The sequence below is a fragment of the Paenibacillus whitsoniae genome (assembly GCF_003955665.1).
GTDB classification, from domain to species: Bacteria; Bacillota; Bacilli; order Paenibacillales; family NBRC-103111; genus Paenibacillus_E; species Paenibacillus_E whitsoniae.
The window spans coordinates 123952-150412 of sequence record NZ_RXHU01000066.1 but is presented as its reverse complement, the minus strand read 5'-3'; the positions used below and the strand labels follow the sequence as shown (position 1 = coordinate 150412).

Below are 26461 nucleotides of genomic sequence, written 5' to 3'. Positions count from 1 at the left end.
ATCATGCTCTACTCTGCCGAAAAAGCCTCTGCTCCCCGCTTCCGCTGCCAGATCAATAGCAGACCGAACAGGACGACGCTGCCCATCGACACCCAGGAGCTGTAGAGGAACACTTGTCGCATGCCGTACGACGCGCTTAGAATCCCACCGAGGAAGCTGCCGATAATGCGCGCCGCGCCAAGGCTCAGCAGCCCATTCAGTGTCTGGCCGCTGGCTTTCCAGGCCGGCGGCACTTCGCGGTTGATAAACGTCGCCAGCGTCACCGCCAACACGATAAAAATAACACCGTGCAGCACCTGAACCGGCAGCATCCAGTACGGATTTTCAAATTGTGAAAATAAAAACCAACGAACGGCCGAAGCGAATGCCGCGACGAGCAGAATCACGGACATCGACACCCGCTTGAAAATCCAGCCGGAGAACAAGAGGAACGGCAGTTCGCTAAGCGATGATATGACCATCGACCAGCCGAGGAGCGAGCTGTCGCCCCCAACCTCTTTGAAGTAAATGGGAAAGAATGCGTAATAATAGCCTAATGTAATTTGCACGATAAAATTCAGACTCATGTAGAACATAAACTTCTTGTTGGTGAACAGTTCACGGAATTTGCCGCCCATCGCATTGGCCTGGCGTCCGGCCGCGGGCGGAAACTGCCACAGCAGCAGCAAAGCAACCGCCATCGCCCCCGCATAGACGGGAAACATCGAGCCGATATGATCTTTGGCGATATGACCGAACACGAGCGACATAATGGCGAAGCCAATCGTCCCACCAAGCCGAATCCAGCCGAAGCTGACTTTCGGGTGCCGATCCAGTTCTTCCAGCGTAATCGCATCGCTAAGCGCAAAGATCGAGGTCTGGAAAAACGTGAACACGCAAATCATCAGCAGTAAGAACATAAAAGTGTTCGACAGCGGGAAAAAGAGGATCGACGCCCCGCTCCCGATCAGTAAAGCCATTAAAACCATGTTTTTGGTGCGGGCTTTATCTCCGAACGCGCCCCAGATCGGTTGGCCGATCATGGCGACCAATGGGCCTAAACTGAGCATGACCCCGATTTGTTCCTGCGAAAACTGCTCATGACTCAAATATACGGGCAGAAAGGTGCCGTACACGGCATTCCCCATATAAATGACCGCGTAAAACAGAAAAAATGCTGCGAGCCTTGTCGACATTCCTTTGTAATCCTTTCTCCTTATGCCAATTAGGACGGATTCGCTCGATGCAAGACAGTATCCAGCGCTATTCATGCCCTTCACCATTCGTTAAAAACGATCATACCACAGCTGTCCCCATCCTCGCCCAGTTAAATAACCCCGATTCGCATGCGGTATCCAAACAGCACGGGCTTCTCCCCGCCCTCGAATTTCCAGTCGACCCTTTCGCGGAATGCGTTCACTTCCGGCTGCAGCTCCGAAGCGCCTTGTTTTAATGCGGTTTGGAAACCACCCTGGCTAAGCGCAAAGCCCGCAAAACGATCCGCGCTGCACATCTCCCACTGGTGGAACACAAGCTCGCGTGAATAGCGGAACAAGCCTGAATTTTGAATCTGCTGCAGATGCTCAAATTTATTCCAGCGGTGAGCGTGCTGCTGCTCGGGGGCAAGCTTCTTGCCGATCTTATCGGCTTTGGCAGTCAGGAGATCGTAGTGCAGCTCGATTTCGCCGTCCACGACCGGCGGCCAGTCGTAGTCATACGCGGCAAACACGCCGCCGGGGCGGAGCACCCGAGCAAACTCCGTCAGCGTGCTCTGCGGTTCCATCCAGTGAAACGATTGGGAACAGGTGATGATGTCCGCAGAGGCGTCCGGCAGTTCGAGCTGATGAGACAGTCTTTTAACGAATTGCAGCTTGTCCGGTCGGCCCATGGCCTCCCACTTCGCGAGCGATACCGCCCGCATGTCATCGCTCGGCTCAACGCCGACGATACGCTCCGCCTCGTCCAACCACAGAAACGTCGAGAGCCCTGTACCGCAGCCGACATCGACGACCGTTTCCGGGCGCCCGCCCAAATACGCGGTGAGCAGAGCGACCACTTCCTTCGGCGCATGCGGCCGATTCTCGTCATACAGCGAGCCAAAGCCCATGAAGCGCTCCACATTATTTTCGCGGATATGTTCCAGCATGTTAATACGCGCCACGAATATGTGACTTCACATTCGCCTCATAGAACTCACTTAAACGCGACAGCTCATCTTCCGAAAAGCTAGGAACCTCGAGTGTCCGCAGATTTGCTTCCACTTGCTGAACGCTTTTGAACCCGGGGATGACACACGTCACGTTCGGGTTATCCAAAATCCAGCGCATCGACGCACTCGCCATGCTGTCCCTGCCTTCGGCGATCCAGCGCAGTTCGTCGGCCAGTTCCACGCCTTTCGCAAACGGCAGGCCGGCAAACGTCTCGCCGACGTTAAACTGCTCGCCATTCGCATTGAAATGGCGATGATCATCCGACGCAAACGTGCTCGCCTGCGTGAATTTGCCGGTAAGCAGCCCGCTTGCCAGCGGCAGCCTTACAAGAATGCCCGTGCCGTTCGCTTTAGCGCGCGGGAACAGTTCTTCCGCAGGCTTTTGCCGAAACAGGTTAAAGATCACTTGCAGCGCTTTCACGCCAGGCACGCCAAGGCAGAACAGCCCCTCTTCCACCGTTTCGACGCTGACGCCGTAATGACGGATTTTGCCTTCCGCTTTCAGCTTGTCCAGCACTTCGAATACGGCCCCATCTTGCAAAATCGCCAGCGGCGGACAATGAATCTGATACAGATCGATTCGCTCGCGGTTCAGCCGTTTGAGACTGCTTTCGCAATAAGTCCGTACTGTGCGTTCTGAATAGGTCTGCGGATCGTGAATATCTCCCGCCCGGCAAAATTTGGTTGCGATGTATACATCGTCCTCCCGGCCCCGTGTCGCCTGAGCCAGCAATTCTTCCGCATGTCCGTTTCCGTATACGTCCGCTGTATCGAAGAAGTTTACGCCGGCTTCCATCGCCGCTGCTAACCCCCGCAACGCCTCCTCATCGCTCGAGACGCCCCAGCTGCCGCCAATTGCCCATGTGCCGAAGCTAACCTCACTCACCTTCAGTCCTGTATCTCCCAACTCACGATATTTCACATTGACTCCTCCTTCGGATTCGTTACTCCTTCAGTGTAAACACACTGGCCCCCAGTTTCAAGCGCTGACGGCGTACCGCACGAGAACGGGGTGATGCGGAAGCGGCTGATGACGAATCTTGATGCTCAGGGAGAGCGTCATCCCTAAAGTCGTGGGTGTTCACAAAAATATAAATTATGCAGCTGGATCCTGGAGTAAAGTACGGATATTTGACTTTCTATTATTTGGTTAATTGGTAAGTTAGATGTATGGATCATTTCCATAATAACTTTCCTAAGGAGGATTGTGTAATGCGAAGAAAACCAACACTTGGTTTGGGGTTGGCGTTAACGATGGCGCTTGGCTGCATCGGCGGACTGCTGCCTGCACCAAGCGCGCTTGCAGCTGCAACGACCTACTACGTGGCACCAAATGGCAATGATGCTGCAGCGGGAACTTCAGAAGCTTCTCCCTTCAAAACCATCAATCAATGCGCTCAAATCATGAAGGCCGGGGATACTTGCCTCATCGCATCGGGGACGTATCGAGAGACGGTTACGCCCGCTGCATCCGGCCAAAGCGGTCTGCCCATCACCTTTCAGCCAGTCCCCGGTGCAACCGTCATTGTAAGCGGTACCGAACCGATCAGCGGCTGGACGCAGCACGCCGGCCATATTTATAAAGCCGATCTGCCTTGGAGCCTTGGGAAAGAAAACCAGCTATTCGTTAATCAGGAGGGAGCCCCCTCCCCGCTTTGGGAAGCGCGTTGGCCCAATATCAGCGAATACACGCTGCCCGGCTTAAAAGCGGGGGTCGCCACGGCGGACGCAGGGGGAGCGACGTCGATCGTTGATTCCGACCTGACGCAGCCTGCCGACTTTTGGAGGAACGCTTTGGTCTGGGAAAGAGGCGGTAACGCATACCAAGGCATGACCAGCAAGGTGACAGGCTATGACAGTGCGACCCATACCCTCACGTATGAACCGATTACGGGCGATTATCCGGAGCTGTATCCCCGACAGGGCAGCACCTATTTCCTTAGCGGGGTTCTGGGCGCACTGGACGCTCCGAATGAGTGGTATGTGGATGAAGCGGCCCACAAAGTGTATCTGTGGGCGCCGGACGGCGGAGTTCCTTCCAATGTTGAGGTTAAAAAGCGCAAAACCGCCTTTAATTTAAACGGAAAATCCTTTATTCACATGAACGGCATTCATACCTTTGCTGCCAACATCACGATGAACGGTTCAAGCGACAATGTTTTGGATGGCATTCAGGCCGACTATGTGTATTTCTCGAACTATTCCCAGAATACGACGAATCCCGATCAGCTTAATGGCGGAATCAGCATCACCGGAGACAACAATGAGATCAAGAACAGCAGAATTGCCTACGCCTCGGGCACGTTAATCAATATTGAGGGGAACGGCAACCGCATTGTGAACAACGTCATTCATGACGGCAGCTACATGGCCTCCTACGATCCCCTGATCAAGCTTTCAAGCGGGACCGGCAACCTGATCAGTCACAACGAGATTCGAAATTCAGGCAGATTCAACATCTACTGGAGATCGGGCAGCGGAGAAATCTCCTACAACGACATCTCCAATGGGATGTGGCTTTCCCGCGATGGCGCACTGCTCTATAGCTGGGGCCTCGATATGGGCAACAGCAACATACACCATAATCTGATTCACGACAGCAAAGGCACGGATATGAGCGTCGGCCTCTATTTCGATAATTATGCGAACAATGTTGTGGCGCATCATAACGTTATTTACAACAACGACGTAGGCATCCAGCTCAATACACCGGGCAATTATCGGCTCATTTACAACAACACGGTTGTCAACAATACAACCAGCAGCGTCGGCTTTTGGGGATCTGCGCCCTATGACCAAGAGTTGTTCGGCTCCAGGGTGTTTAACAACATTTTTACGAACAGTGTCTCCTTAACGGCAGACACGGCGAACGGATATAATACCACGTCGAGCGCCGGCTTGAATTTTGTTAATCCCTCTTCGAACGACTACCGGTTAAACCCAGGCTCAACGGCAATCAACACAGGGGCGGTTATTCCAGGAATCACCGAAGGCTATCTCGGGCCTGCCCCGGATGCAGGCGCTTATGAGTTTGGCAGCATCGACTGGAAGGCAGGGCCGGATCTGACCAATCCGCCAAGCGTCAATTTCGTTCCCATCAATACCCCCTATATGAACCTGATCTCGAACAGCGGCTTTTCCGGGAATACGGATAAATGGCTGAAATGGACCACGAACGGCACCACCGACGTCCAGCAGGTGCCCACTTCTCCCGACTGGCAGGTACGCGGAAGACAATTCCGTCTGAAGCTTGGGCCAGGCGGCGCCGGCGTGGAACAGAAAATCACGGGGCTTAAGCCGGACACCGAATATAAATTTGTGGCCTGGGTGTATAACGAGCCCGGAGAAGCCGTGAACCTCGGCGTGTTTAATTACGGCGGAAACGCCATCGATATTACGTCGAAAGATACCCAATATGTTCGTAAAGAGATTCCGTTCCGCACCGGTCCTACGAATACGGAGGCACGCGTGCGCATCTATAAATCCGGATCGGCGACAGGCCTTTCTTATGCGGACGATACCGGTCTCATTGAAAACACACCCTTCGATTCAGGGGTAAGCCAAGATCTCCTGAAAGAGATACAGATTTCGGCGCCGATTAATCTTTACACCGTCGGCGAGCAAGGCGAATTGCAGTTGACCGGAACACTGCAAAACGGTAAGCCGGCAGATCTCTCTACAGCCAATGTCCAGGTCGTTTCCAGCGATCCGCAGGTGCTGCGCGTGAATAGCGCAAGCAATGGCACCGTATCCGTTACGGCCTTGTCTGAAGGCCAAGTCAACGTAACGGTAACCGTGAACAAGGATGGCATTACCAAAGCCGCTTCACAGCTCCTAACCGTCTTCCCCGCCGGAGGAACGGATACGGGAGCGACAGGATGGACGGTGAGATCGTATGGTTCACACAGCAAAGGCTTTGTTACTGTCGGTACCGATGGGACCTATTCCCTCGTAGGCGTTGGGGATAATGTATGGGCTGCAACGGATGATTTCATCTACCTCAGTAAACCCGTACACCTGTCAGACCCTAACATTAAAGTAACGCTTACGGCTACGATAGACGCCTTCGACTTCCCGGATCCCGCATCGGTCGGCTTAATGTTCCGCGCCAAAGACACAGCGGATTCGAAGCACGTGCAGTTCCGAACAGATGGAACCGGCAAGGTGCTCAGGTATGTATTCCGAAACAACGACAGCATACTGGATGCGCAGAAGCCGCCCGCCCAACAGCAATACTGGGGCTCATCAACAGGGCTGCTGCTTGACTATGCGGGCAAGAGTATTAGCCCCCCGTTCCAGATGAAGCTGGTCAAGGAAGGCAATAAGGTTACCGGCTATTACTATAAAGATGCTCAGTGGCAATCCATCGGTTCCACAACTGTGGAATTCGACGGAACCGACTTCCTTGCCGGTATCGGCCTGTTCTCGGGAAGCGGGAAGCCGCCGGTTAAAGCCGTCATCTCGCAGTTGGACGTGCAAGTGGAGGAAGTGCTTTCCTCCGTTTCGATGACAGCGGATTCCCAGTATCTAGGGGCCGGAAGCTCGGCTGCCCTGACGGTCACCGGCCATATCTCCGATGGGTCTCAAGCGGATCTAAGCCAGGCGACGATCGTCTACAAAAGCGACAACAACGAAGTGGCGAATGTCGACAGTCATGGCATCGTAACCGCTGCTGGGGAAGGCATTACGTCGGTTCATGCAGCGATTACCCTGGGCGGTGTAACGAAGGAAGTCAACACAGGCTTCATTGCGGATCTCCACGCCCCGATTACGACGGCTGAGGCTGTATACGGCACGCAAGCAACGATCGTGGCCCTCTCGTCGACCGACAATCTGTCCGGCGTGGCGACAACCGAGTATCGGATCGGCGACAGCGGGACCTGGAGCACTTATACAGGGCTTATTTCGATCGAGCAAGGCGGTACACAAACCATCCAATATCGTTCTGTCGATAAGGCCGGCAATGCAGAAGCGATTAAATCCCTGATCGTTGGCTTGATGGATTTTACCCCTCCGACGCTGACGGTGACACTGGATAAAACTTCCATATGGCCGCCGAATCATAAAATGGTCGAGGTCCATGCTGCCGTGAATGCGAGCGATGCGGATTCGGGGATAGCCTCGGTCATCTTGACCTCGATTACCTGCAGTGATCCGAGCAGCGCCAGTGACATCCAAGCGGCCATCGGTACGCCTGCCACAACGTTCAGCCTGCGAGCCGAAAAGGTGCGCACCTATACCATCACCTACACGGCTACCGACAACGCTGGCAATAGAACCGTTGTTTCAAGCTTTGTCACGGTTCCTCATGATATGTCCGGGAAATAAATGAGAACAAACAACCCCCTCGTATACGAGGGGGTTGTTGCAATGTTGTATCATACTCATTTGTAAATATTTCTCCGGCTTCACCTTACCTTCGGCCGCTTGCCGTCATTTTGACATCACGGCGCTCCAGTCGATCTTCGTAGAAGTTCCGGACGCCATGGAGGCATCCGCCCGAAAACCGACGAGATGCCCGACGAGGGCATGCTCCAAAGACGTGGAGAATTGAGCGGAAGCATCTCCACGCACAACCCGTACGAAATCCTCGACGAGCCGGTGATCGCCGCCGCCATGCATATCGCGGCTGACCGGAATTTCCACCCGTCGCTCGCTGTACACGCCTCCTTCCCGCAGATGCGGGTGGCGCACGACGAAGAAGCCTTCCTCGAGCTCACCGTAGATCTCGCCCTTCGTTCCCGTAATATGCACGGTGCGACAGGCTTTCGCCGCACCGCCCACTAAATTGTGAACGGCAGTGCTGCCATCCTCGAATTCCATCATCACCGCCTGATGATCGGCGATATCGTTATCGCACCGCCAGACGCAGCGGCCGAAAGGATTGTCGGTGCGCAAGCTCGCCAGCCTCTCCTCTTCGCTCAAGCGCACGCCGTCCAGGTAACGAGGCCATACGTAAACCGGCCACAGCGGATGGTCCACATACAGCTTTTTCGCCGAGTACGGACAGTTGGCTTCGATAGCGCAGTCGGTCAAGCAGCGGCTGCCCGACCCTTGAGGAGCGCGGGACTCGTGAAAATACGACCGTCCGCCATAGCTGCTCACCTTGACCGGCCGCACCTTCGACTGAAACCAGGTGATGAGGTCGAGGTCGTGGCAGCATTTTTGCATGAGGAAGGACGAGCCTCCCTGCGCCTGATTCGCGAATTTGCCGCGAACGAATGCCGTAGCCATGTGGTGATAGTCCACATTTTCCTCCGTCTGCATGTGGAGGATGTCTCCGATCGTCCCTGCTTCCAGTTCCCTCTTCAGTTCGACGTAAAACGGGGCATACCGCAGCACATGGCAGATCATCACCTTGCGGCCATACGCTTGCGCCGTTCGATACAGCTCCAGCACCTCGTCCTCCGCAATCCCGATCGGCTTCTCCAGCAGCAGATCGTAGCCTTTCTGCAGCAGCGGCAAGCTCGTCGCTACGTGTTGGGCGTCTAACGTACCGTTAATCGCCGCATCGGCCAGCTTTGGCCGCACGACGAGTGCCTCCACATCCGCGAACACCATCTCCGCGGCTAGCCCATACTGTTCAGCCACATGCGCGCGACGGAGCGGGTTCGGGTCTACCACCCCGACCACCCGCATCTGATCCGGATGACGCAGCGCGTAGCTTGCGTAATTCATACTGCGGCTGCCAGCCCCCACAATGATGACCTCTACAGGTTTATGATTCATATTCATCTCTCTTCCTCCCTCCGCTTCGACGCCAATGCAGCGCCGATCTCCCGATTGACGCGTTCCCGCAGCCCGAGCAACCACGCCGCCTCATGCGGATACCGGCTAAAGCTTAGCGGCTCCGAGAGTCCCTCTTCGATCAAAACCAGCACGGCATCGCGCCCGACCAAGCTTTCCAGCAGTTGCAGAGCTCTAAGATCCTGCAAGCCCTCGTAGAAGACGTCCATGCGGATCGATTCTACCGGCCCTGCATCCCCGGGATACACCAGGAAGGCATCGCCGGAAGGAAAACTGCCGCCGGCATCCGTCACCCGATACGGGTCGATCGCTTGCAGTGAGTACTGCGTATTCCAGAAGTTGTAGCCCCAGTGCAAGAAGCCGGCAATCTGAAACTTATATAACTGAACGCCGATCACCCGATTGCGAGCGGACGGCATATTGAAAAACCGATTGGACACTTGCCGGTACTGCACGCAGCAGTAATACGTCCACAGCTCCGGCACCTGCAGCTCGAGGAAAAGTTCGATGTGGTCGTTCGCCGGAATCGGGCGCTTCACCAGCCCCTGTTCATAATACTCATAATTGGTGAGCGCATCGATAATCGGGAAATTCCCCAAATGCGTCTGCATCAGCTCGCTTGCGCTCCGGTACCAGGGCATATGCTCCAGCAAAGGCTCATCCGAGATATGAAAATAGCACCGATTCTCCAGCCCTTGCGCTCGAAGGAACGTCATCAAAGCGGGCAGGTACTGGTTGAGAAACGACGTATACGCCTCTCCGGTTGCATCCGTCTCCCAGCCGAATATGCGGCGCAGCTCCCCCTGCCCCTCCGCCAACACCTTCGGAGCGTGCTTAGCGCCCCATTGCGTGAACAGGTGTGAGAATTCGAAATAACGAATTCCGATTCGATCGCACAACGTGATCCAGCGCAGCAGGCGATCGAAGCCGAATTCGTATTTGCCGCCCTCGACGATCCATACATCGACCAGCTGAACGGTCGGCCGCTCGCCGCCGACTTGGGTATCGAGCGGAGGCGTGAAGTGCGGTGTAAGCACCATGTTCATGCCGTGCTGTACAGCGGTTTGCAAATAGCTCTCGATCAGCCTCCAGTGTGCATCGCTAAATACGTCAACCCCGTAGTAATTCGCCAAACAATCGGGATGAAACCATTCCGTGTGAATAAGCGTCTGTTGTGGCAACATAACGGGGATCACTTCCAAGCGGAACCACTCCTCCCCAAGCGTCTCCCCTGTCGAAGATGCAAACTTCACTGCGACGGCATACTCGCCTGCGGGCGTCTCCTCGCCAAGCTCAACGGTGACCCATACGGAACGCCATTGATAATGAATCCCCACAACGCCTCGCTCTTCGTCGATCGGGTACAGCGGATCGGGATACAGGCCGGGCGTGACCCGCAGCACATTGTCATCATGGCGTCGCTGGCAGGGGAGCTCCGACGGCGCCAAGCCAACCTTCTGCAACGTAATCGCCGCCGGCAGCCCGGACATAACACTCACCCGAATCGGCTTGGTCAAGGCAGGAGCCCGATAGGCGACCTGGAAATGGAACGTCTCCCCGCGCAAGGCCGTGCCCCGCTCATATGGGTCATCCGTAAGCTCCTCATCCGGAAATACTTTGACTAAAGAATGGAGACAGCGTGTCTCGAAGACAAATACATCTTGCATGTGAATTCCCCTTTGTTCGGTTGGCTTAGGATCAGCGTAACCCCCGGAAAAAGCAAAAGAAAGTGCAAGATTCGCACTTTCTTTCACTGAAACAATGTACAATTTGAACTTTTATGAACGATGAAGCTGATTTCTAACGTGCTGCTTACAGGGACAGCGATTTTTTGATGCGATAATCCTTCGGCGTCGTGCCGAAGCGTTTCTTGAACAGCTTGAAGAAGTAGCTCGGCGAGCTGAACCCAACTTTCTCGGAGATTTCGTTCACCGGCAGATTATTGTTCTCCAGCAGCATGACCGATTTCAGCAGTCGAATTTCGTTCAAATAATCCGCAACGGAGATCGTCTCCTGCTTCTTGAAGATACGGCCGACATACGCCGAGGACATCCGCAGCATATCGGCGATTTCCTGCAAGCTCAGATTCGGATCGGAGTAATTCGCCTGAATCACGTCTTTAATCGTATCGATGATAAAATGATCCTTCGTCTCCGTCCCCCGCTTCTGATCCTCGAAAATCGCGCTGAGAATGGCGCCGAACTCCGCAAAAATATCGTCCAGCGTCTCCTTCTCGAAGACGAGGCGATCGATGGAACGAAGGTCGATGAGCAGCGGCGACAACTTATTCTGGTTGATTTCGCGAACCGTCTGTTTGATCAGGATGCCGAGTTGAATCACCGACTGCACGACGGCGTCAGAGCTCATCCCTGCGATCAACCGGCGCAGATGCTCCAGCTCTTGGAAGACGCTGTCGGGTCGGCCAGCTTTGATTGACTCCGCAAATTTGCGCTCAAGCTCAAGCGGGATGTGCGCTTCAACATTCGCCAAGTTGCTCTGCACCATCTCCGGCGTGATGATTGAACCGTGGCCGAAATTCATTTTGTACAGATGGTAATCCAATGCTTTCTCGTAGCAGGTTGTCAGTTCGTGATAGTGGGATGTGACATCGCCAAGCGCCGCCGTAAATGTAACGTGGTAGTACTCCCTGAAGATCCGCTGCGCCTCCTGAAGCAGCTTGGTGATAGCCGCGTAGCTTTCCTCCGGTCGCGCACCTGCTTCGAAGACCAGCACCAGGTGGTCGCCGCGAATATCAACGACGTCCCCGCGCAGTTCCTCCAATACAACTTCCCGAATAATATTGGATACGGCAAAATTCAGCAGGTTCACATCCACGCCGAGCATTTTGTCTTTTAACTCTCCGTAGCGGTCAAGCTTCACAACCCCGACGATGCTTTTCTTTTCCAAATCGACGTTGACATACCCGCCCCGTATGCACTCGGACCATTCTTCGGAGGTGAAGGCACGGCTGTCCGTGAAGAGCTTGCGCAGATAATAGGAACGTATAATCGCTTCATTACTGTCGTGCCTCGTCTGCTCCGTCATGAGCTTTTCGATCAGATGGTTGTAGATATGCGAGATGTAGCTAATCTCGTCCTGCTCGTTCGAGCGATCCGGCTCGCCGCCGGGCAAGCGCTTCGTTTGATTGAGCAATCCGTTGATCGGCGAATACAGGCGATTCGAGACGATGAAGGAGGCCGCAATAGCGAGAACGAGACAGATCGCGGCGACCGTGAGGAACACAATTTTCAGCCGATCCACCGCGGCGATCACGCCTTCATACGGTTCGACATCGACAATAACCCAATTCACCGAGTTGTTTACCAGGTAATTGACAATTTGCTTCTCGCCGTGCGCCATATACGTAAACTGGGAAACTTGGCGATGGGAAGAAGCGATCTGCCGATACACTTCGCCCTTCAGGTCCCCCAGATCTTGGTCGTTTTGAAAGTCCGGGCTGTACATTTCTTGATGCTGATCCAGGACGAAAATACGATTGGCTCGGTTCGTAGACTGCCGATTCATCAGTTCCAGCTTCTCGAACAGCCACTCCGGTTTGACATTGATGATCAGCGCGCTGTCCTTCTTCGTATACGCATCCAGCGAATCGTACATAAACAAGGAAAATACTTGCTGCGGACGCTCGGGATGCTTGAGATCCGGGATGTAGCGGAGCGGCATCATCTGCATTTTAGAAATCGGCTTGCCACCGCTCAAATATTCACCAATCAGATTCATCAGGTTGCTCGTTGAGCTCGTGATCGCATCATCTCCGCTTGTAAAAAACATGTTACGCTTGCTGTTGTAGAACACGATGGAATGAATAAAGGAATTATAGGCGATCGTCTTGCTTAGCTTATTGACGCGGTCGGTATCTTCGAAAGTGTCCCGTTCGCCGCTGAATAACAAATGGGCCATGTCGGTGTCATAGAACATGGAGATGGCAAAATTTTTCACCGTATCATTCATGTAAGTTATGTTGTAATTGATTTGAGAAAGCACCTTCTCATTGGCTTCCTGCTGCGAATCCAGACTAATCTTCTTGGAATACAGAAAAGCGGACAGCAAAGAGGCCAGCATCACGGAGATAATAAGCAGATTGATCGACAGAATGATACGTATCAAGTATTTCCGCTCCCTGTACTTGCGCAAGTAGTTATTCATCGGTGCTTCCCCCTTATTCCGGCTTCCTTGACAGTCCCCTTCGCCCGGCATTCCAACCTTGGCATGGCTGATCTATACCTATTTCAACATAAACCGCAGACTTCCTTTTTGCAGATAGACACCCTTCGGTTGACCGAAGGGTGTCCGCTGATACTGCGGGACTAACGCCTAATCATCAAGCGAGCAGATGCATCTGCTCCGCCAGAACTTCCCCACGCAGGGGGCGGCCGTCGAGATAAGCCCGCAGATCGTTCACCACCCCTTTGGCAATGCGGCGCAGGCCATTATTGACGGCGCCTGCGAGATGCGGGGTCAGGATCACGTTCGGCAGCGTGCGGAACGGATGGTCGGCTTGCGGCGGTTCCGGGTCGGTGACGTCGAGACAGGCGAACAATCTTCCCCTGCGCAATTCGGCTGCAAGCGCCTCCTCGTCAATGACCGAACCGCGGGCTGTATTGATCAGCACCGCGTCGTCTTTCATCATCGCCAGACGTTCAGCGTTAAACATGTGATAGGTTTCCGGCAGCGATGGCAAATGAATGGACACGACGTCGCTTTCTCGCAGCAGCTCCTCCAGCTCAAGCTTCTGCGCGCCCATCTTCCTGGCTTGCTCCTCGCTAACGAACGGGTCGTAGAGAACAATCCTGACATCAAACTGCTGCAGCAGCTTGATGTAGTGGGAACCCGCCCGGCCAGCTCCGACGACCCCGACCGTCAGACCGTACACTTCGCGTACCCGCGAGCCGTCGCCCCAGCCGCCGGCAGCCGTCTCCCGGCTGAGCCGCCACATGTCCTTGAGCGACACGATGGTAAAGCCAAGCGCCGTCTCCGCCACGCCTTGGCCGAGTGCTTCAGTCGCGTTGGCGACGCGTACCCCGCGCTGCCACAGCGCCTCAGTCACGATCGGCTTCACCGTCCCAGCCGCATGCAGGACGATCTGCAGATTCGGTGCGGACTCGAGCACCCGCTCTGTCAGCGCACCGCAGCCCCACGACGTAATCGCCACATCCGCACCGGCAATCAAGGCGCGCATCTGCTCCTCCGAGGGGTTGCCGGTTTCCTCATTGAGCGTTACCTCGCCCAATTCGCGGAGCTGAGCGAGATGCTCAGGCCCGAAGATCCGGTCCCTTTTGTCTATTCCTAACAGCATAGCGATCTTCAATCGAAATCCTCCCAATTCTCTTGTATGAAAGTCTGAGCTATTCCTATGAAACATCGCTGTTTGTGGAGATAGCCCAGCTTTACATGGGTTCCTACGCTACCTTTATTTCTTGCCGTTCGCTTTCAGCCACGCATCGAGCTGCTTCTGACGCTCAGCGACGATGACATCGGCACCGGCCTTCTTCAGCTTCTCCTCATAGACCGGCAAGTACTTCTCCGGATCGAGCGTACCGGTCCCGAGCGCGGCGAAATACTCGTCGTTGACCGCTTTGACGTTCGCGGTTTCCGTTTTGACCGGATCCGTGTTGAAGACAAACCCGGTGAGTGGGGACACTTCGCCTTCGGCGTTGACTTTCGCGGTCTGCTCCAGCTTGTCGGCCGGCGAACCTTCCGGCAAATATTCATTGATAATACTGCCGAAAATCCAGTCCGTGTTAGTAAAGTAACCGGCATCTTGATTAATTTTAATAAAATTGCCTGTCGTCTTCGTGTAATGCTTGCCTTCGATTCCGTAAACAAGCGTGTTATACAGCTCTTTATCCGTATTCACCAGTTCCAGGAACATCATGGCTCTCTCCGGATTTTTGGATGTACGGGAGATAGCGTTCATTGTGCTTGCAGCCCCGCTGAATACTGCTTTCGCCAGCGGTACGAGCACGACGTCGTTGCCGCCGTCCGCCGCCTTGAATTCCACTTCGGAGCCCGGCTTGCCGGTAAAATCGAACCAGACGGCAGTGGTACCTTTGTTGTAGGCGTCCGCCGCATTTTTAAGCGTTGCTGCATCCTGATTAATGTAGCCCTTCGTGTACCAGGAGTGAACGAGCTTGAAGTTGTCTCTCATTTCATTCGTCACATCCGGAAGGACCTTGAACGTGGGGTCGTTCTTGTAAACCGGCCCTTTCGGATCGATATTGTACAGATAGCCGGTATAGAAGCCGCGCGTCGTGCCGAATGGAACGATCCCCGGCTCGTTATCCTTAATCTGCTTGAGGAACGGCTCGATGTCTTCTATCTTTTTGATAGAGCTGGTGTCGAGTTTATACTTATCGGCAAAGCGCTTTTGAATAACCAGGCCCACACGGGTAGCGGAGATTTGGTAATTCGGAACCGCATAGATTTTGCCGTCCATCTTCGCATCGTTCCAAAATTTTTCTTCCATGGTTTGGTAAAGCTTCTGACCTTGGTTCTTCAGCAGGTCGTCGAGCGGCTGGAACACGCCCTTTTTCTGATTCAGATCGAATTTAAACAACCAGTTCGAAGTCCAGATAATATCTGTCACTTCGTTCGACGCCACAATCGTGTTCATCTTCTGCTCGTAAGTGCCGAAATCGATCGGCATCAGCTTGATCGTTGCGTTGATTTTCTCTTGCGTAATCTTGTTGACGGCATCGTTCACCAACTGCAGATCCGGATTCGCTTTGTTCTGCGGGTAATACCAGGTCAGTTCGACCGGATCGAGCTTCTTCATGCCTGTTGATGCAGACGGAGCCGCGCTGCCGGACGGAGATGCACTGCTTCCCGGATCCGAAGCATTGTCTGTGCTGCTGCCGCAGCCGGTGAGGGCCATGGCGAGTGCTGAACTAAGCGCAAGAACGGACATCCACTGAAAACGCGTTTTTTTTCTGGTCATCTTTTCCAATGAAGAAACCTCCCTTAAAATGGTCATTAAGCTATCTATGAAAGCAGTGATGACAAGCTGAATCCTGATCCTCCTTCGATCCCCCTCCTTCCCGGCTCGGCCACCCCCGCTAGCAACTTATCCTTTAATGGCGCCGATGGTCAGTCCCTTGACGAAAAACCGTTGGAAGAACGGGAACACCAACAGCATCGGACCGGCCGACAGAACGGCAACTGCAAATTTAGCCGATGTCTTCGGAAAATCCCCCATATTGACACCCAGCGAAACCATAGCTGTGGCAAACTCGGGCCTTGAGGTGATGAAATCAAGGGTATTCATGGTTCGCACGAGCAGCAATTGCAGCGGCACCAGCTTCTCCGTATTGATAAATAAAAGCGCATTGAACCATTCGTTCCAGTAGTTAAAAAGGATAAACAAACCCAGCGTCGCCAGCGCCGGCTTCGAGAGCGGAAGGATCAGTTCCGCGTAAATCCGCCACTCGCGCGCTCCCTCCACCTTCGCCGACTCGATGACTTCGGTCGGAATTTTGGCCATAAACCCCTTCATGATCAGCACGTAAAAAGGGCTGAGCAACCCCGGTACGATCAAGGCCCAGATCGAATCTTTCAGGTGCAGCAGCTGGGTCATCAGAATGTAGAACGGCACCAGACCGCCGTTGAACAGCATAGTGAAGAACACGTAGAAAGAGGTTACCCGCTGCAGCCCGTAATCTCTTCGGGAAAGCACATACCCCATCGTGGAGGTCAGGACCAGAGAGATGCAGGTGCCGATGGTCGCAACGATGATCGTCACGCCGTAAGCACGAAGAATCGTTTCCGGCGTTTTCAGAAAGTAGTGATACGCCGCAGCGCTGAATTGCTGCGGAATCAGGCGAAAGCCGTTATGCAGAATCGACTGTTCGTCAGAGAACGAGATCACGATGACGAGGGCGAATGGAACGAGCATTACAATTGTAATCAAGATGAAAATGGCATGAATGATCAGCTGGCTCCATACCGCTTTGGACTGTTTGACTACCACGGATTGCTCCCTCCTTAGAACAGTGAATTGTCCTCGTTAATTCGTCTTACGATGAAATTTGCGGCAACAACGAGCACGAAGCCGACGAACGACTGGTACAGACCGACGGCGGAAGCCATGGAGACGTCGGCGATCTCACTGAGCGCACGGTAGATGTAAGTGTCGATAATATCCGTCGTCGCGTATGTCATGCCATTGTTGTTCGGGATAAAATAGTGCAGGCCGAAATCTCCCCGGAACATGTTGCCGATACTGAGAATCAGCAGAATAATAATTAGCGGCGTCAGCTGAGGGATCGTGATGTTCGTCACCATCTGCATCCGCTTGGCCCCGTCGATGCGAGCCGCCTCGTACAGCTCTCCGTCAATCCCGAGAATGCCGGCATAATACACCATCGCCGAGAAGCCGATTGCCTTCCATAGATGCACGATGTTCAAAATGTAGGGCCAGTATTTCGGTTCGAAATACCATTGGATTTTGTCCATGCCCGCCGACACTAGCCAGCTGTTGATAAACCCGTTGTCATGATCGAGGAACGCCAGCGTGATATAACTCATGACGACCCATGAAAGGAAAAAGGGCAGGATTAACGCGGTCTGATAAATCTTGAGCCACTTTTTCGCAATTTCATTGAGGAGAATCGCGACAGCGAGCGCCGCGATCGTAGTCAGCAGCATATAGCCCAGGTTATACAGCACGGTGTTGCGGGTAATGCGGAATGCGGTTTCACTTTTGAACAGAAATTCGAAATTTTTGAAGCCGATCCACTCGCTGCCCAGAATGCCCTTGTCATACCGATAATTTTTAAAGGCGATGATGACCCCGAACATCGGAATGTACGACATGATGAAAATATAGATGACTGCGGGGAGCGAGAGCGTAAACAGCTCGATATTCCTGCCGAAGAACCGGAATGCCTTCTTGCGCCTCATGGGATGCCTTCCTCCTTGCTTGTAGCGTTTGCTTGGCTTGCTGCCTGAGAACAAGATAGCCCGAATTTCATCTATAAAACAGTGCAAAAACTGTACTTTTGTCTCCATTTCATGTGAACGATCTGCATTTTACTAACTGAAGTCCGCGCTGGCCGCGGCATGCCGCAAGGGCCGGCACGCAGACCGCTTGCAAAGGTGCCAAAAAGGCTGGGACCCTCAAGCAACGTCAAAAAGGCTGAGACCTCCCGGTGCGGTGGACACCTTCGTTCTCAGCCTTGCCCTATATAGGCGTTAGGGTCACTTCCGCCCCTTCTCCTTCAACCATTCATCGAGCTGCCGCTGCTTCTCCGCTCGAATCCGTTCACTGCCGGCCTTGACCAGCTTATCTTCGTAGACCGGCAAATATTTCGCCGGATCGACCGTCCCCGTGGCGAGCGCTGCATAATACTCGTCGTTGACCGCTTTCACATTGGCGAGCTCCGCCTTTACGTCATCGGTTTGGAATACAAAATCGTAGTAAGGGGATACCTCCGCTTCTTCATTAATGCGAATGGTCTGTTCGATCTTGTCCGAAGGCGCCCCCTCCGGCAAATATTCATTGCGGATGTTGCCAAATACCCAATCCGTGTTCGTAAAATACCCCGAATCCGGATTCAGCTTTACGAAGTTGCCATCCGTTCGCGTATAATGCTTGCCTTCTATTCCATAAACGAGCGTGTTGTACAGTTGCTTGTCCGTGTTCACCATCTCAAGGAGCTGCATGGCTTTCTCCGGATGCTTCGACGTCCGGCTAATCGCATTCATCGAGCTGGCCGCCCCGGTGAACGACGGCTTCGCCAGCGGAACGAGCACGACGTCGAAGCCGCCATCCCCGACTTTAAACTCCGCCTCGGAGCCCGGCTTTCCCGTGAAATCGAACCAAACCGCGGTGTTCCCTTTTTTATAGACATCCGCCGCGGTCTTCAGCGTAGCGGCGTCCTGATTGATATAGCCTTTGTCGTACCAGGAATGTACCAAAGCGAAGTTTTGCTTCATTTCCGGCGGGACATCGGGCAGAACCCGGTGGCTCGCATCGCCCTGATACACAGACACGCGCCAGTCGATTCCGTAGATGTGGTTCGTGAAAAAGCCCCGCGTCGTGCCGAACGGAACGATGCCCGGTTCCCCCTCCTTGAGCTGCTTCAAGAATGGTTCTACATCGTTGACCGTGCGAATCTTAGTTACATCGAGCTTGTATTTATCAACGAACCGCTTCTGAATGACCAAGCTCGGGCGCATAGCGGCAATTTGGTAGTTCGGTACGGCAAGCTGCTTGCCGTCCAGCTTGCCGTCGTTCCAGAAGCGCGGAGACATCGACGCCCGCAGTTGGGGCCCGTAGCGTTCAAGCAGCTCGTCCAAGGGCTGGAACACGCCTTTCCGGGCATTGGAGTCCCACGAGAACAGCCAGTTCGAGGTCCAGACAATGTCCATCGGATCACTCGCCGCCACGAGCGTATTCAACTTTTGCTCGTAGCTGGCAAAATCAATGGGCTGCAGCTTGACACTTGCGTGAATTTTATCCTTGATCAGCCTGTTGACTTCAGCATTCACCAACGGCAAGTCGGCATTCGCCTTGTTCTGGGGGTAATACCAGATCAGCTCGTCCAGCTCGGTGCCTCCATCGCCGCCCGCCATCTCCCCCTTTGAGCAGCCGCTCGCGATGAGCATTACGAGTGAAACTGTGCTCAAAAGCATCATCAGCCTGAGACGATGGCTAGGAACTGATCTTCCGATTTTTCGGGTGCTTACTTTGCTCAAGGCATTCTCCCCTCTCCAGGTCCGATTTCCTTAAGTACCCATTTCTTCTCTTATAACCGGATCTCCTTCTAGTTGATCAATCATGTGTACGATGAGGCGGACATAAAAAGACCATACCCCTTCAGCCGATTCTCAGCCGAAGTGTATGGTCGTTTCTATTGGCGGGACTTCCCTACCGCTTGCGCCGGTTATATCCCTTCTCCTCGTAAGGCTGCAGCTTCTCCAGCCACAGCTCCAACAAGGCATCGACCTCGTCACGGTAATGCTTCTGCGAGGTAGCGTCTACGGGCGCATCTTCGTCCGGCTTGAGTCGGTCCAGCTCTTCGAACACAAAGCTGTTCGGGCCAAAGGCTTGCCAATCTTTTTGCAGTTCATGAAAGATGCTCAAGTTCATCTGCTTGGCAAAGTCGAACCGATTCCGCGCTCCCTCAAGGTCCATGGAGGAGACGACGTAAATTTTGCCGTTCGACGTGTTGCGAATCTGATACACGCCCATCGCGCGAAACGTTTGGGCATACGCCGAGGAAAGCTCTTTCTTTTTATTTTTGTCTAGCACGGCGGATTAATACCCCATTTCCTTCAAAATTGCTGACAATGTGCGGAGTCGTTCACCGATCAGCTCATCATCGTCACTAAGCGCCTGGTTAAAAAGGCGGATGTCTTCATTAATTTTCTCGTTATCCGTACACACCGCGACCGTCATCGCATCGCCCTGGAGGCCGACACGGTCGATCTCTGGATTCTCAGGGTCGTAAAAGTTCTCATACCGGTACGCATCCAAAAAATGCTGCTTCGCCCGGCAAACCAGAATGGCCAAGTCCAGGACCCGGTGCAGCGGAAGCTCCTCGGATTGACGGGACCATTTCTCCCCCGTATAACGCCAAACTTTGGCGGAAATGTCGACCTTGCCGCGGTCGTTCCACTGGGCCAGGCCAAGCGAAAGACCCTTAGCGTCGGAGTTGTTCGTATATCTGCCATCGATATTGGCATAATTTTCAGATACGATCACAGGTTTATGTTTCAACGTTGTTGGAATTTTCATTGGGAAGCCTCCTAAAGGAATGTTCAGTTATTTAGTAATTTACTAAACCACAAACTGATTATACGCCAGACACTCTGCACAAGTCAATGTGAATGAGCCTGCGGTCTCTGTCCAAACTTTGGAGGGGCGCTTTCGTTTTCCATCCGGCCTACCAAGTGGGCTTGACTTGGTGTTAACACCAAGTTGTATGGTCTATGAAAGAGGCGGGTTCCCTCGCCAGACATGAAGATGATGGAGGAATTGGCTTATGACAAACTCAAATTTCCCGCATACCGCGCTTATTACAGGTGCTAGCAGCGGAATCGGCCTGGCGTTGACGAAGCAATTGCTGCAGCTAGGATGGCATGTTGCGGCGCTGAATCGCTCTGATTTCCCGGAAGATGATATGCAGATTAAACAGGCCATTCGTGATCGCTCCCTGCGCGTGTACCGCGCCGATTTGGCCGACTTCTCACAGCTGCGCTCTGCCTTGCAGCAGATCAAGTCAGCCGAGACGGCCATCGATGTTCTTTTTAACAATGCTGGAGGCAGCTTTCCGGAACTCCTCTATTCGAAGCAGGGACGAGAGCTTCATGTGGAATTGCACACGATCGTTCCTTATATTTTGACCCATGAGTTGAAGGAGCTCTTGCTGCAGGGGTCCATGCGAACCGTCGTCGGCACTTCGACCAACGCGTTTGCCACACTAAATAGCTTTGATCCGGGCTCGCTGCTGATGCCGGAAGCGCCTTTCCGGAAGCTTTTCGGCCCTTATGCGACCTCGAAGCTGGCGCTTTCCCTCTGGGTCCATGAGGCGGCGCCCGAATTCACCCGACAAGGCATTCGGCTGCTCAGCGCGGACCCCGGCGGCAACAATACCTTGCGGCCGGGCAACAAATCCGGCCTTCCTTTTTACCTGAGGCCGGTCATGAAGCTGATCTTCCCGCCTCCAAGCACAGGCGCCGGCCTGCTTCTGAACGCTGCAACAGATCCGCATCCGGCAGGCAGCTATCTGGTCAAAAACAAGCCTGCTGCTTTAAAGTTTACACAGTACGGCAAGGATGTACTCGCATTGGCAGATAGGATTTATAAGGGCGAATTCTGAAGAAGGGGCTTAACGCACCCTACGAGGTTGCGTCTGATAGGGGTACAACACTTGGACATTCGAGGTAAGGCACATCCGCCGCGGCGTTTCGGGGGAAGTGTGAAGGCAACAAATATAAAGCCGACGCTACCGCATTTTACCGTGATCCTGCATGCTGTACATTAAATTTCGAAGAATAAGCAGTTTTCGCGAAAAGACCTGCATTTCGTAAAGTTCCATCGCCGCCTGGCTCCCCATTTTCGAGGATAACGCACCTGTCGGCGCAATTTTACTGTAAGGTTTACATGATTTACGGCATGTTGAACCTTTTACAGTGAGATTACCTGTACTTTTTGCAGGAAGGGAGTAACTAGGGAGTTGCTATAAAAAGCAAAAGACAGCCTTCTTCAACTTCAAGGAAGACTGTCTTTTGTTACATCTCGGCGGGTTCAAACTCGATGACTTCATCCAAAACGGCGATGATTTGCGCTGCCACCTCACGGGCTTGTCCATCTTGGACATACAGATCCTGAAATGACTTGTTGAGAACCCGATCGATCTCAGATGCCAGTCCTTGGATCTCTAACGCCCCAAGATGTTTCGTGATGTAGATCGTAATGCTGCGTGACTCCCCGTCGTACTCGTCCTCCACCCCGTCTGTCGCCAGCAGCTGCGCCGGGTCCCATCTGTCGATATGAGCTTTAACAATAAACAGAATCGGTGTCGGATCATAAGGCAGTGAGGCGAGGTACTGATTCTCTTTCCGAATTTCTTTTTGAATGCTCCAGATCATATAATTCATTCGCGTCTCAGGCGAGACAGCACGAAATTTCACGAACGATTTCCTCCTCAAGCGTTTGCATATGCAGGCAACGTTCCTAAGATGCGATAAGTGTACCACGAATTGCGGCGGTATGTCGAAGATAAAGCTTGTTCTGCTGGCGTGTGTAAAGGTGATTTCATGATTAGTTAATGCAGTTAATATTTTATATCTTTAATTAATGCGGTTAATTAGTTTCAATCGGGTCTCTGCCAGCCGCTTTGCAGCCGCATTACCCGCATTTGCCTCCACCCAACCGAACCCATCGCCTTGATTCCGCGGGAAAACATGCAGATGGTAATGCCCCAGATCGTTGAACATTCCGCCATTTTGCATCATGGAGATGCCATCCGGAGCAAAACAGGCTTTCAGCCCTCTGCTGATCTGTGCCGCCGCCGACAAGACAGCCCGCATCGTCTCCTCATCGATTTCCTCAACCTCAACGATATGCCGTTTCGGCATAATCAGCACATGCCCTTCGTTAATCGGTGCGATGTCCAATAGACAAGTAATCCATTCGTTCTCATAGACAACATGGGCTTGTACCTCTCCATTCGCCAACTGACAACCTAAACATGCTGATGACATAGCGCTCCTCCTTCCTCAACAAAGTATGGAGAGAGTAGAAACGCGTTCTCGCTTCGTCTCTACTCCACCTCCGGACAACCATCATTCCGAATACCGGTAAAACCCCTGCCCCGACTTGCGCCCCAAACGTCCGGCCTTCACATATTTCCGCAGCAGCGGGCACGGACGGTATTTGCTGTCTTTGAACCCTTCATGCAAAATCTCCATGATCGCGAGGCAGGTATCCAGGCCGATCAAATCGGCAAGCTCCAGCGGTCCCATGGGATGCCGCATGCCGAGCTTCATCACCGTATCGACCGCCTCTGGGGATGCCACCCCTTCATACACGGTGAAAATCGCCTCATTAATCATGGGCATGAGTACCCGATTCGATACAAAACCAGGAAAATCCTGCACCTCCACAGGCGTTTTTCCGAGTTCTCGGGCTACCTGCTCCACAGCTTCAAACACGGCTTGCGAAGTATCCAGCCCGCGAATGATTTCCACTAACGGCATCACCGGCACCGGATTCATAAAATGCATCCCGATCACCTGCCCGGTCCGCCCCGTTGCCGCGGCGATTTCCGTTATCGGCAGCGAAGACGTATTCGTCGCGAGGATCGTCTCCGGCGGGCACACTGCATCCAACTCGCGGAAAATCGCCTGCTTTACCGGCATATGTTCGGTGACGGCTTCGATAACGAGCTGCGCTCGATCCGCCTGATCCAGGGACGGGGTCACCTCAATCCGCTCCAAAATCGCTGTCTTCTCCGAGCCGCTCAATCTTCCTTTGGCCATGCTCCGGTCCAAATTGTGGGCAATATGCTGAAGCCCCTTCTCCAGTGCGACAGCGGACACGTCCTGCCAGAGTACAGATTTGCCGCTACTTGCGGCGACCTGTACGATGCCGCTACCCATTTGGCCTGCGCCAACCACCATGACGGTTGCTATGCTCACTAACGCTCACCTCCTAGCCGTCTACCCGCAGCAAAACGGCATCCCCTTGCGCCGTACCGCTGCAGATTGCAGCAATGCCGTAACCCCCGCCACGCCGTCGCAGCTCGTGGATCAGCGTCAACATAATCCGCGTGCCGCTGGCGCCGATCGGATGGCCAAGTGCAATCGCGCCGCCGTTCACGTTAACGCGATCACGCTGCCAGCCGAGCATCCGCTCACAAGTGAGCGGCACAGCGGCAAACGCCTCATTGACCTCAATCCGGTCAATCTGCCCTAAAGCCAAGCCAGTCTGCCGCAGCAGCTTGGCAATCGCCAGCGCGGGCGCCGTCGAGATATACGGCGCCCGCTCGCCGACCGCGGCGTGCCCGACCAGCGTCGCCAGCGGCTGCAGACCGTCCGTCGCAGCGCGCGTCCGCTCCATCAGCACGAGCGCGGCGGCGCCGTCATTCACGCCCGGCGCGTTGCCGGCGGTGATCGTGCCGCGCTTATCGAACACGGGCGGCAGCGCCGCAAGCTTCGCGAGGCTCGTATCCGGACGAGGGCACTCGTCCTGCCCGACATGCCGCTCGCCCCCCTTGCCCGGCACCGCGACTTGGACGATTTCCTCGTCCAAGTAACCTTTTGCCGCGGCCTGCACCGCCAGCTCGTGGCTGCGCAAAGCCCACGCGTCCTGCTCCTCGCGGGCAATGCCGAGTTCGGCCGCGACCTGACTGCCGTGCATAGCCATAGGCACGCCATGGAACGGGCAGGTCAGCCCGTCGAGCAGCATGCCGTCGAGCAGCGCCTGGTCGCCCATGCGGCTGCCCCATCTGGCCTGCTGGAGCAAATACGGCGCCCGGCTCATGCTTTCCATACCGCCCGCGACGATCACTGTCGCATCGCCGGCCCGGATGATTTGGTCCGCCAAGGTCACGCTCCGCATACCGGAAGCGCATACCTTATTCACGGTCTCCGTCGGGACGGACCAGTCCAAGCCGGCGCTGCGCGCCGCCTGCCGGGACGGCACTTGCCCGGCACCGCCCTGCAGCACCATTCCCATAATGACCTCGTCGATGGTCGAAGGGGCAACGCCCGCACGCCGAATCGCTTCCCGAATGGCGATTCCGCCTAAATCCACCGCGGCGACATCCCGCAAAGCCCCGCCAAACTTGCCGAAAGGAGTTCGCGCACCGCCGACAATGACCGTTTCTCTCATCGTTCACGTCTCCTTCCTCTGCTCACACAACATCGTCTTCCTTGGACAGCAGCGGCGCGATTGACGCCAAGAGCGATTCCTGGGTTGACTGGCAGATTTGCAGCATTTTGGCATCCCGCAGGAAACGTTCAGCGGGATAGTCCTTGGTGTACCCATAGCCGCCAAAAATTTGCAGCGCCTCAATCGCCACCGCCACGGCCGCATCGCCGGCAAACGTATGCGCGATGGGCTGCGCCGGCATAGGCGCCGCCCCCTGCGCGCGCTGCCAGGCGGCCTCCAGCGTCAGAAGCCGTGCGGCTTCAAGCTGCGTCGCCATGCCCGCCAGCTTGAAGGCAATCGCTTGCTGCGCAGCGAGCGACTTGCCGAACTGCCGCCGTTCTTGCGCGTAAGCGAGCGCCGCTGCCAGGGCGCCTTGCCCGACGCCCACCGCCTGTGCCGCCAGCAAGCAGCGGGCGGCCTCATGCACCCTGGCGGCGATCTGCAAGCCGCCGCCGTCCTCGCCCAGCCGCTGCGTGGCAGGTATGCGGCAGCCGCTGAATCGCAGCGCCGCCGAAGGCGCAGCGCGCAGGCCCAATCGAGGCGGTTCGGGCTCGATGGTCAGGCCTCCGGCCGCTTTTTCAACGATAAAAGCGGTATATCCCCTCCCGTTTTCTGGCATTCCCGTACAGGCATAGACGACGAATATATCCGCAGCTGAAGCAAGTATCACCCCATAGTTAATGCCATTAAATATATAGTCATCTCCGCTGCGCACTGCCTGCAGCCGATCGAAGTCCTGCAGCGCCTGCTGGTCTGCGGCTGCCCCCAGCTTCGCGCCCTCTGCGAGCGGCATCAAATACGTTATCTTCTGCAGCTCCGTTCCGAACATGGCGATCGGCGCGCTCGCCAGCGCCGCATGCCCATACAACGCATAAGCCGTCGAGGTGCAGGAGCGAGCCAGCTCCTCGAGGACGCAGCTGAATGTCAGAGAATCAGCGTCCAATCCGCCATAGCCCTCCGGCCATGGAATGCCAGCGAGCCCTAGCTCCGCCATTTTTGCAAACAATGGAGCATTGAACTTGGCCTTCTCATCTCGGACCGCTGCGGACGGCATCAGCTCGCGCGCACCAAAATCCCGCACCATCTCGCGAATCATGCCTAACTCCTCCGGAACGCTGAAATCCATGTTT

20 protein-coding genes are annotated in these 26461 nt (G+C 54.5%); 2 read left to right on the top strand and 18 right to left on the bottom strand.

Annotation, left to right across the window (positions count from 1 at the left end):
- Window positions 1-8 precede the first annotated feature (8 nt).
- The 3 genes from EJQ19_RS21600 to EJQ19_RS21590 all read right to left on the bottom strand — a co-directional run bounded on the left by EJQ19_RS21600 (window position 9) and on the right by EJQ19_RS21590 (window position 3110).
- Window positions 9-1175, bottom strand: a complete 1167-nt coding sequence (locus EJQ19_RS21600; protein ID WP_126143315.1) for an MFS transporter — start codon at window positions 1173-1175, stop codon at window positions 9-11.
- A gap of 131 nt (window positions 1176-1306) precedes the next feature.
- Window positions 1307-2125 (bottom strand): class I SAM-dependent methyltransferase, encoded by an 819-nt coding sequence (locus EJQ19_RS21595; RefSeq protein WP_126143314.1) that lies wholly within the window; start codon window positions 2123-2125, stop codon window positions 1307-1309.
- A gap of 1 nt (window position 2126) precedes the next feature.
- On the bottom strand, window positions 2127-3110 hold the full coding sequence (locus EJQ19_RS21590) for an aldo/keto reductase (protein WP_126143313.1): 984 nt from the start codon (window positions 3108-3110) through the stop codon (window positions 2127-2129).
- 290 nt (window positions 3111-3400) lie between these two features.
- Here EJQ19_RS21590 and EJQ19_RS21585 point away from each other — a divergent pair, with 290 nt between their 5' ends.
- Window positions 3401-7516, top strand: a complete 4116-nt coding sequence (locus EJQ19_RS21585; protein WP_164716657.1) for an OmpL47-type beta-barrel domain-containing protein — start codon at window positions 3401-3403, stop codon at window positions 7514-7516.
- A 105-nt stretch (window positions 7517-7621) separates the two neighbouring features.
- Here the strand turns inward: EJQ19_RS21585 and EJQ19_RS21580 are convergent, their stop codons facing one another.
- The 10 genes from EJQ19_RS21580 to EJQ19_RS21535 all read right to left on the bottom strand — a co-directional run bounded on the left by EJQ19_RS21580 (window position 7622) and on the right by EJQ19_RS21535 (window position 20690).
- Window positions 7622-8923 carry a Gfo/Idh/MocA family protein gene (locus EJQ19_RS21580; protein ID WP_126143311.1) on the bottom strand — a complete coding sequence of 434 codons (1302 nt, stop codon included), beginning with the start codon at window positions 8921-8923 and terminating at the stop codon, window positions 7622-7624.
- The gene (locus EJQ19_RS21575) at window positions 8920-10602 is read right to left on the bottom strand and encodes a DUF4091 domain-containing protein (protein ID WP_126143310.1); all 1683 of its coding nucleotides are present in this window, start codon (window positions 10600-10602) and stop codon (window positions 8920-8922) included. Before EJQ19_RS21575 ends, EJQ19_RS21580 begins: the two co-directional genes overlap by 4 nt.
- Before the next feature lie 145 nt (window positions 10603-10747).
- A complete protein-coding gene (locus EJQ19_RS21570) occupies window positions 10748-13099 on the bottom strand; it encodes a helix-turn-helix domain-containing protein (protein ID WP_164716656.1) in 2352 nt (783 codons plus the stop codon).
- Window positions 13100-13274: 175 nt separating this feature from the next.
- Window positions 13275-14249, bottom strand: coding sequence for a hydroxyacid dehydrogenase (locus EJQ19_RS21565; protein WP_164716655.1), 975 nt, complete (start codon window positions 14247-14249; stop codon window positions 13275-13277).
- 114 nt (window positions 14250-14363) lie between these two features.
- Entirely contained in the window at window positions 14364-15890 is a 1527-nt protein-coding gene (locus EJQ19_RS21560; protein WP_241243034.1) for an ABC transporter substrate-binding protein, read from the bottom strand.
- 126 nt (window positions 15891-16016) lie between these two features.
- Complete coding sequence (locus EJQ19_RS21555; RefSeq protein ID WP_241243024.1) at window positions 16017-16919, bottom strand: carbohydrate ABC transporter permease; 903 nt, start codon at window positions 16917-16919, stop codon at window positions 16017-16019.
- 14 nt (window positions 16920-16933) lie between these two features.
- On the bottom strand, window positions 16934-17851 hold the full coding sequence (locus tag EJQ19_RS21550) for an ABC transporter permease (protein ID WP_126143306.1): 918 nt from the start codon (window positions 17849-17851) through the stop codon (window positions 16934-16936).
- A 297-nt stretch (window positions 17852-18148) separates the two neighbouring features.
- Window positions 18149-19579: an ABC transporter substrate-binding protein gene (locus tag EJQ19_RS21545; RefSeq protein ID WP_206438464.1), complete on the bottom strand. Its 1431-nt coding sequence runs from the start codon at window positions 19577-19579 to the stop codon at window positions 18149-18151.
- A gap of 241 nt (window positions 19580-19820) precedes the next feature.
- Entirely contained in the window at window positions 19821-20204 is a 384-nt protein-coding gene (locus EJQ19_RS21540; RefSeq protein ID WP_126143304.1) for a GIY-YIG nuclease family protein, read from the bottom strand.
- Between the two features lie 6 nt (window positions 20205-20210).
- The gene (locus EJQ19_RS21535) at window positions 20211-20690 is read right to left on the bottom strand and encodes a DUF6530 family protein (RefSeq protein WP_126143303.1); all 480 of its coding nucleotides are present in this window, start codon (window positions 20688-20690) and stop codon (window positions 20211-20213) included.
- 247 nt (window positions 20691-20937) lie between these two features.
- Here EJQ19_RS21535 and EJQ19_RS21530 point away from each other — a divergent pair, with 247 nt between their 5' ends.
- Window positions 20938-21774 (top strand): SDR family NAD(P)-dependent oxidoreductase, encoded by an 837-nt coding sequence (locus tag EJQ19_RS21530; RefSeq protein ID WP_126143302.1) that lies wholly within the window; start codon window positions 20938-20940, stop codon window positions 21772-21774.
- 412 nt (window positions 21775-22186) lie between these two features.
- On the opposite strand, the gene EJQ19_RS21525 is transcribed toward EJQ19_RS21530, so the two are convergent.
- From EJQ19_RS21525 to EJQ19_RS21505, 5 genes are all read right to left on the bottom strand, one after another.
- Window positions 22187-22588 carry a hypothetical protein gene (locus EJQ19_RS21525; RefSeq protein WP_126143301.1) on the bottom strand — a complete coding sequence of 134 codons (402 nt, stop codon included), beginning with the start codon at window positions 22586-22588 and terminating at the stop codon, window positions 22187-22189.
- A gap of 159 nt (window positions 22589-22747) precedes the next feature.
- A complete protein-coding gene (locus EJQ19_RS21520) occupies window positions 22748-23161 on the bottom strand; it encodes an HIT family protein (RefSeq protein ID WP_126143300.1) in 414 nt (137 codons plus the stop codon).
- 81 nt (window positions 23162-23242) lie between these two features.
- The gene (locus EJQ19_RS21515; RefSeq protein WP_126143299.1) at window positions 23243-24097 is read right to left on the bottom strand and encodes a 3-hydroxybutyryl-CoA dehydrogenase; all 855 of its coding nucleotides are present in this window, start codon (window positions 24095-24097) and stop codon (window positions 23243-23245) included.
- A 13-nt stretch (window positions 24098-24110) separates the two neighbouring features.
- Complete coding sequence (locus tag EJQ19_RS21510; protein ID WP_126143298.1) at window positions 24111-25292, bottom strand: acetyl-CoA C-acetyltransferase; 1182 nt, start codon at window positions 25290-25292, stop codon at window positions 24111-24113.
- Window positions 25293-25314: 22 nt separating this feature from the next.
- Complete coding sequence (locus EJQ19_RS21505; protein ID WP_126143297.1) at window positions 25315-26457, bottom strand: acyl-CoA dehydrogenase family protein; 1143 nt, start codon at window positions 26455-26457, stop codon at window positions 25315-25317.
- Window positions 26458-26461: the final 4 nt, after the last annotated feature.

Excerpts from the sequence above, each read along its gene's own strand:
- EJQ19_RS21600 (WP_126143315.1), bottom strand. The coding sequence starts at position 1,175 with ATGTCGACAAGGCTCGCAGCATTTTTTCTGTTTTACGCGGTCATTTAT.
- EJQ19_RS21595 (WP_126143314.1), bottom strand. The coding sequence starts at position 2,125 with ATGCTGGAACATATCCGCGAAAATAATGTGGAGCGCTTCATGGGCTTT.
- EJQ19_RS21585 (WP_164716657.1), top strand. The coding sequence starts at position 3,401 with ATGCGAAGAAAACCAACACTTGGTTTGGGGTTGGCGTTAACGATGGCG.
- EJQ19_RS21580 (WP_126143311.1), bottom strand. The coding sequence starts at position 8,923 with ATGAATATGAATCATAAACCTGTAGAGGTCATCATTGTGGGGGCTGGC.
- EJQ19_RS21575 (WP_126143310.1), bottom strand. The coding sequence starts at position 10,602 with ATGCAAGATGTATTTGTCTTCGAGACACGCTGTCTCCATTCTTTAGTC.
- EJQ19_RS21570 (WP_164716656.1), bottom strand. The coding sequence starts at position 13,099 with ATGAATAACTACTTGCGCAAGTACAGGGAGCGGAAATACTTGATACGT.
- EJQ19_RS21565 (WP_164716655.1), bottom strand. The coding sequence starts at position 14,249 with ATGCTGTTAGGAATAGACAAAAGGGACCGGATCTTCGGGCCTGAGCAT.
- EJQ19_RS21560 (WP_241243034.1), bottom strand. The coding sequence starts at position 15,890 with ATGACCAGAAAAAAAACGCGTTTTCAGTGGATGTCCGTTCTTGCGCTT.
- EJQ19_RS21550 (WP_126143306.1), bottom strand. The coding sequence starts at position 17,851 with ATGAGGCGCAAGAAGGCATTCCGGTTCTTCGGCAGGAATATCGAGCTG.
- EJQ19_RS21535 (WP_126143303.1), bottom strand. The coding sequence starts at position 20,690 with ATGAAAATTCCAACAACGTTGAAACATAAACCTGTGATCGTATCTGAA.
- EJQ19_RS21530 (WP_126143302.1), top strand. The coding sequence starts at position 20,938 with ATGACAAACTCAAATTTCCCGCATACCGCGCTTATTACAGGTGCTAGC.
- EJQ19_RS21520 (WP_126143300.1), bottom strand. The coding sequence starts at position 23,161 with ATGTCATCAGCATGTTTAGGTTGTCAGTTGGCGAATGGAGAGGTACAA.
- EJQ19_RS21510 (WP_126143298.1), bottom strand. The coding sequence starts at position 25,292 with ATGAGAGAAACGGTCATTGTCGGCGGTGCGCGAACTCCTTTCGGCAAG.
- EJQ19_RS21505 (WP_126143297.1), bottom strand. The coding sequence starts at position 26,457 with ATGGATTTCAGCGTTCCGGAGGAGTTAGGCATGATTCGCGAGATGGTG.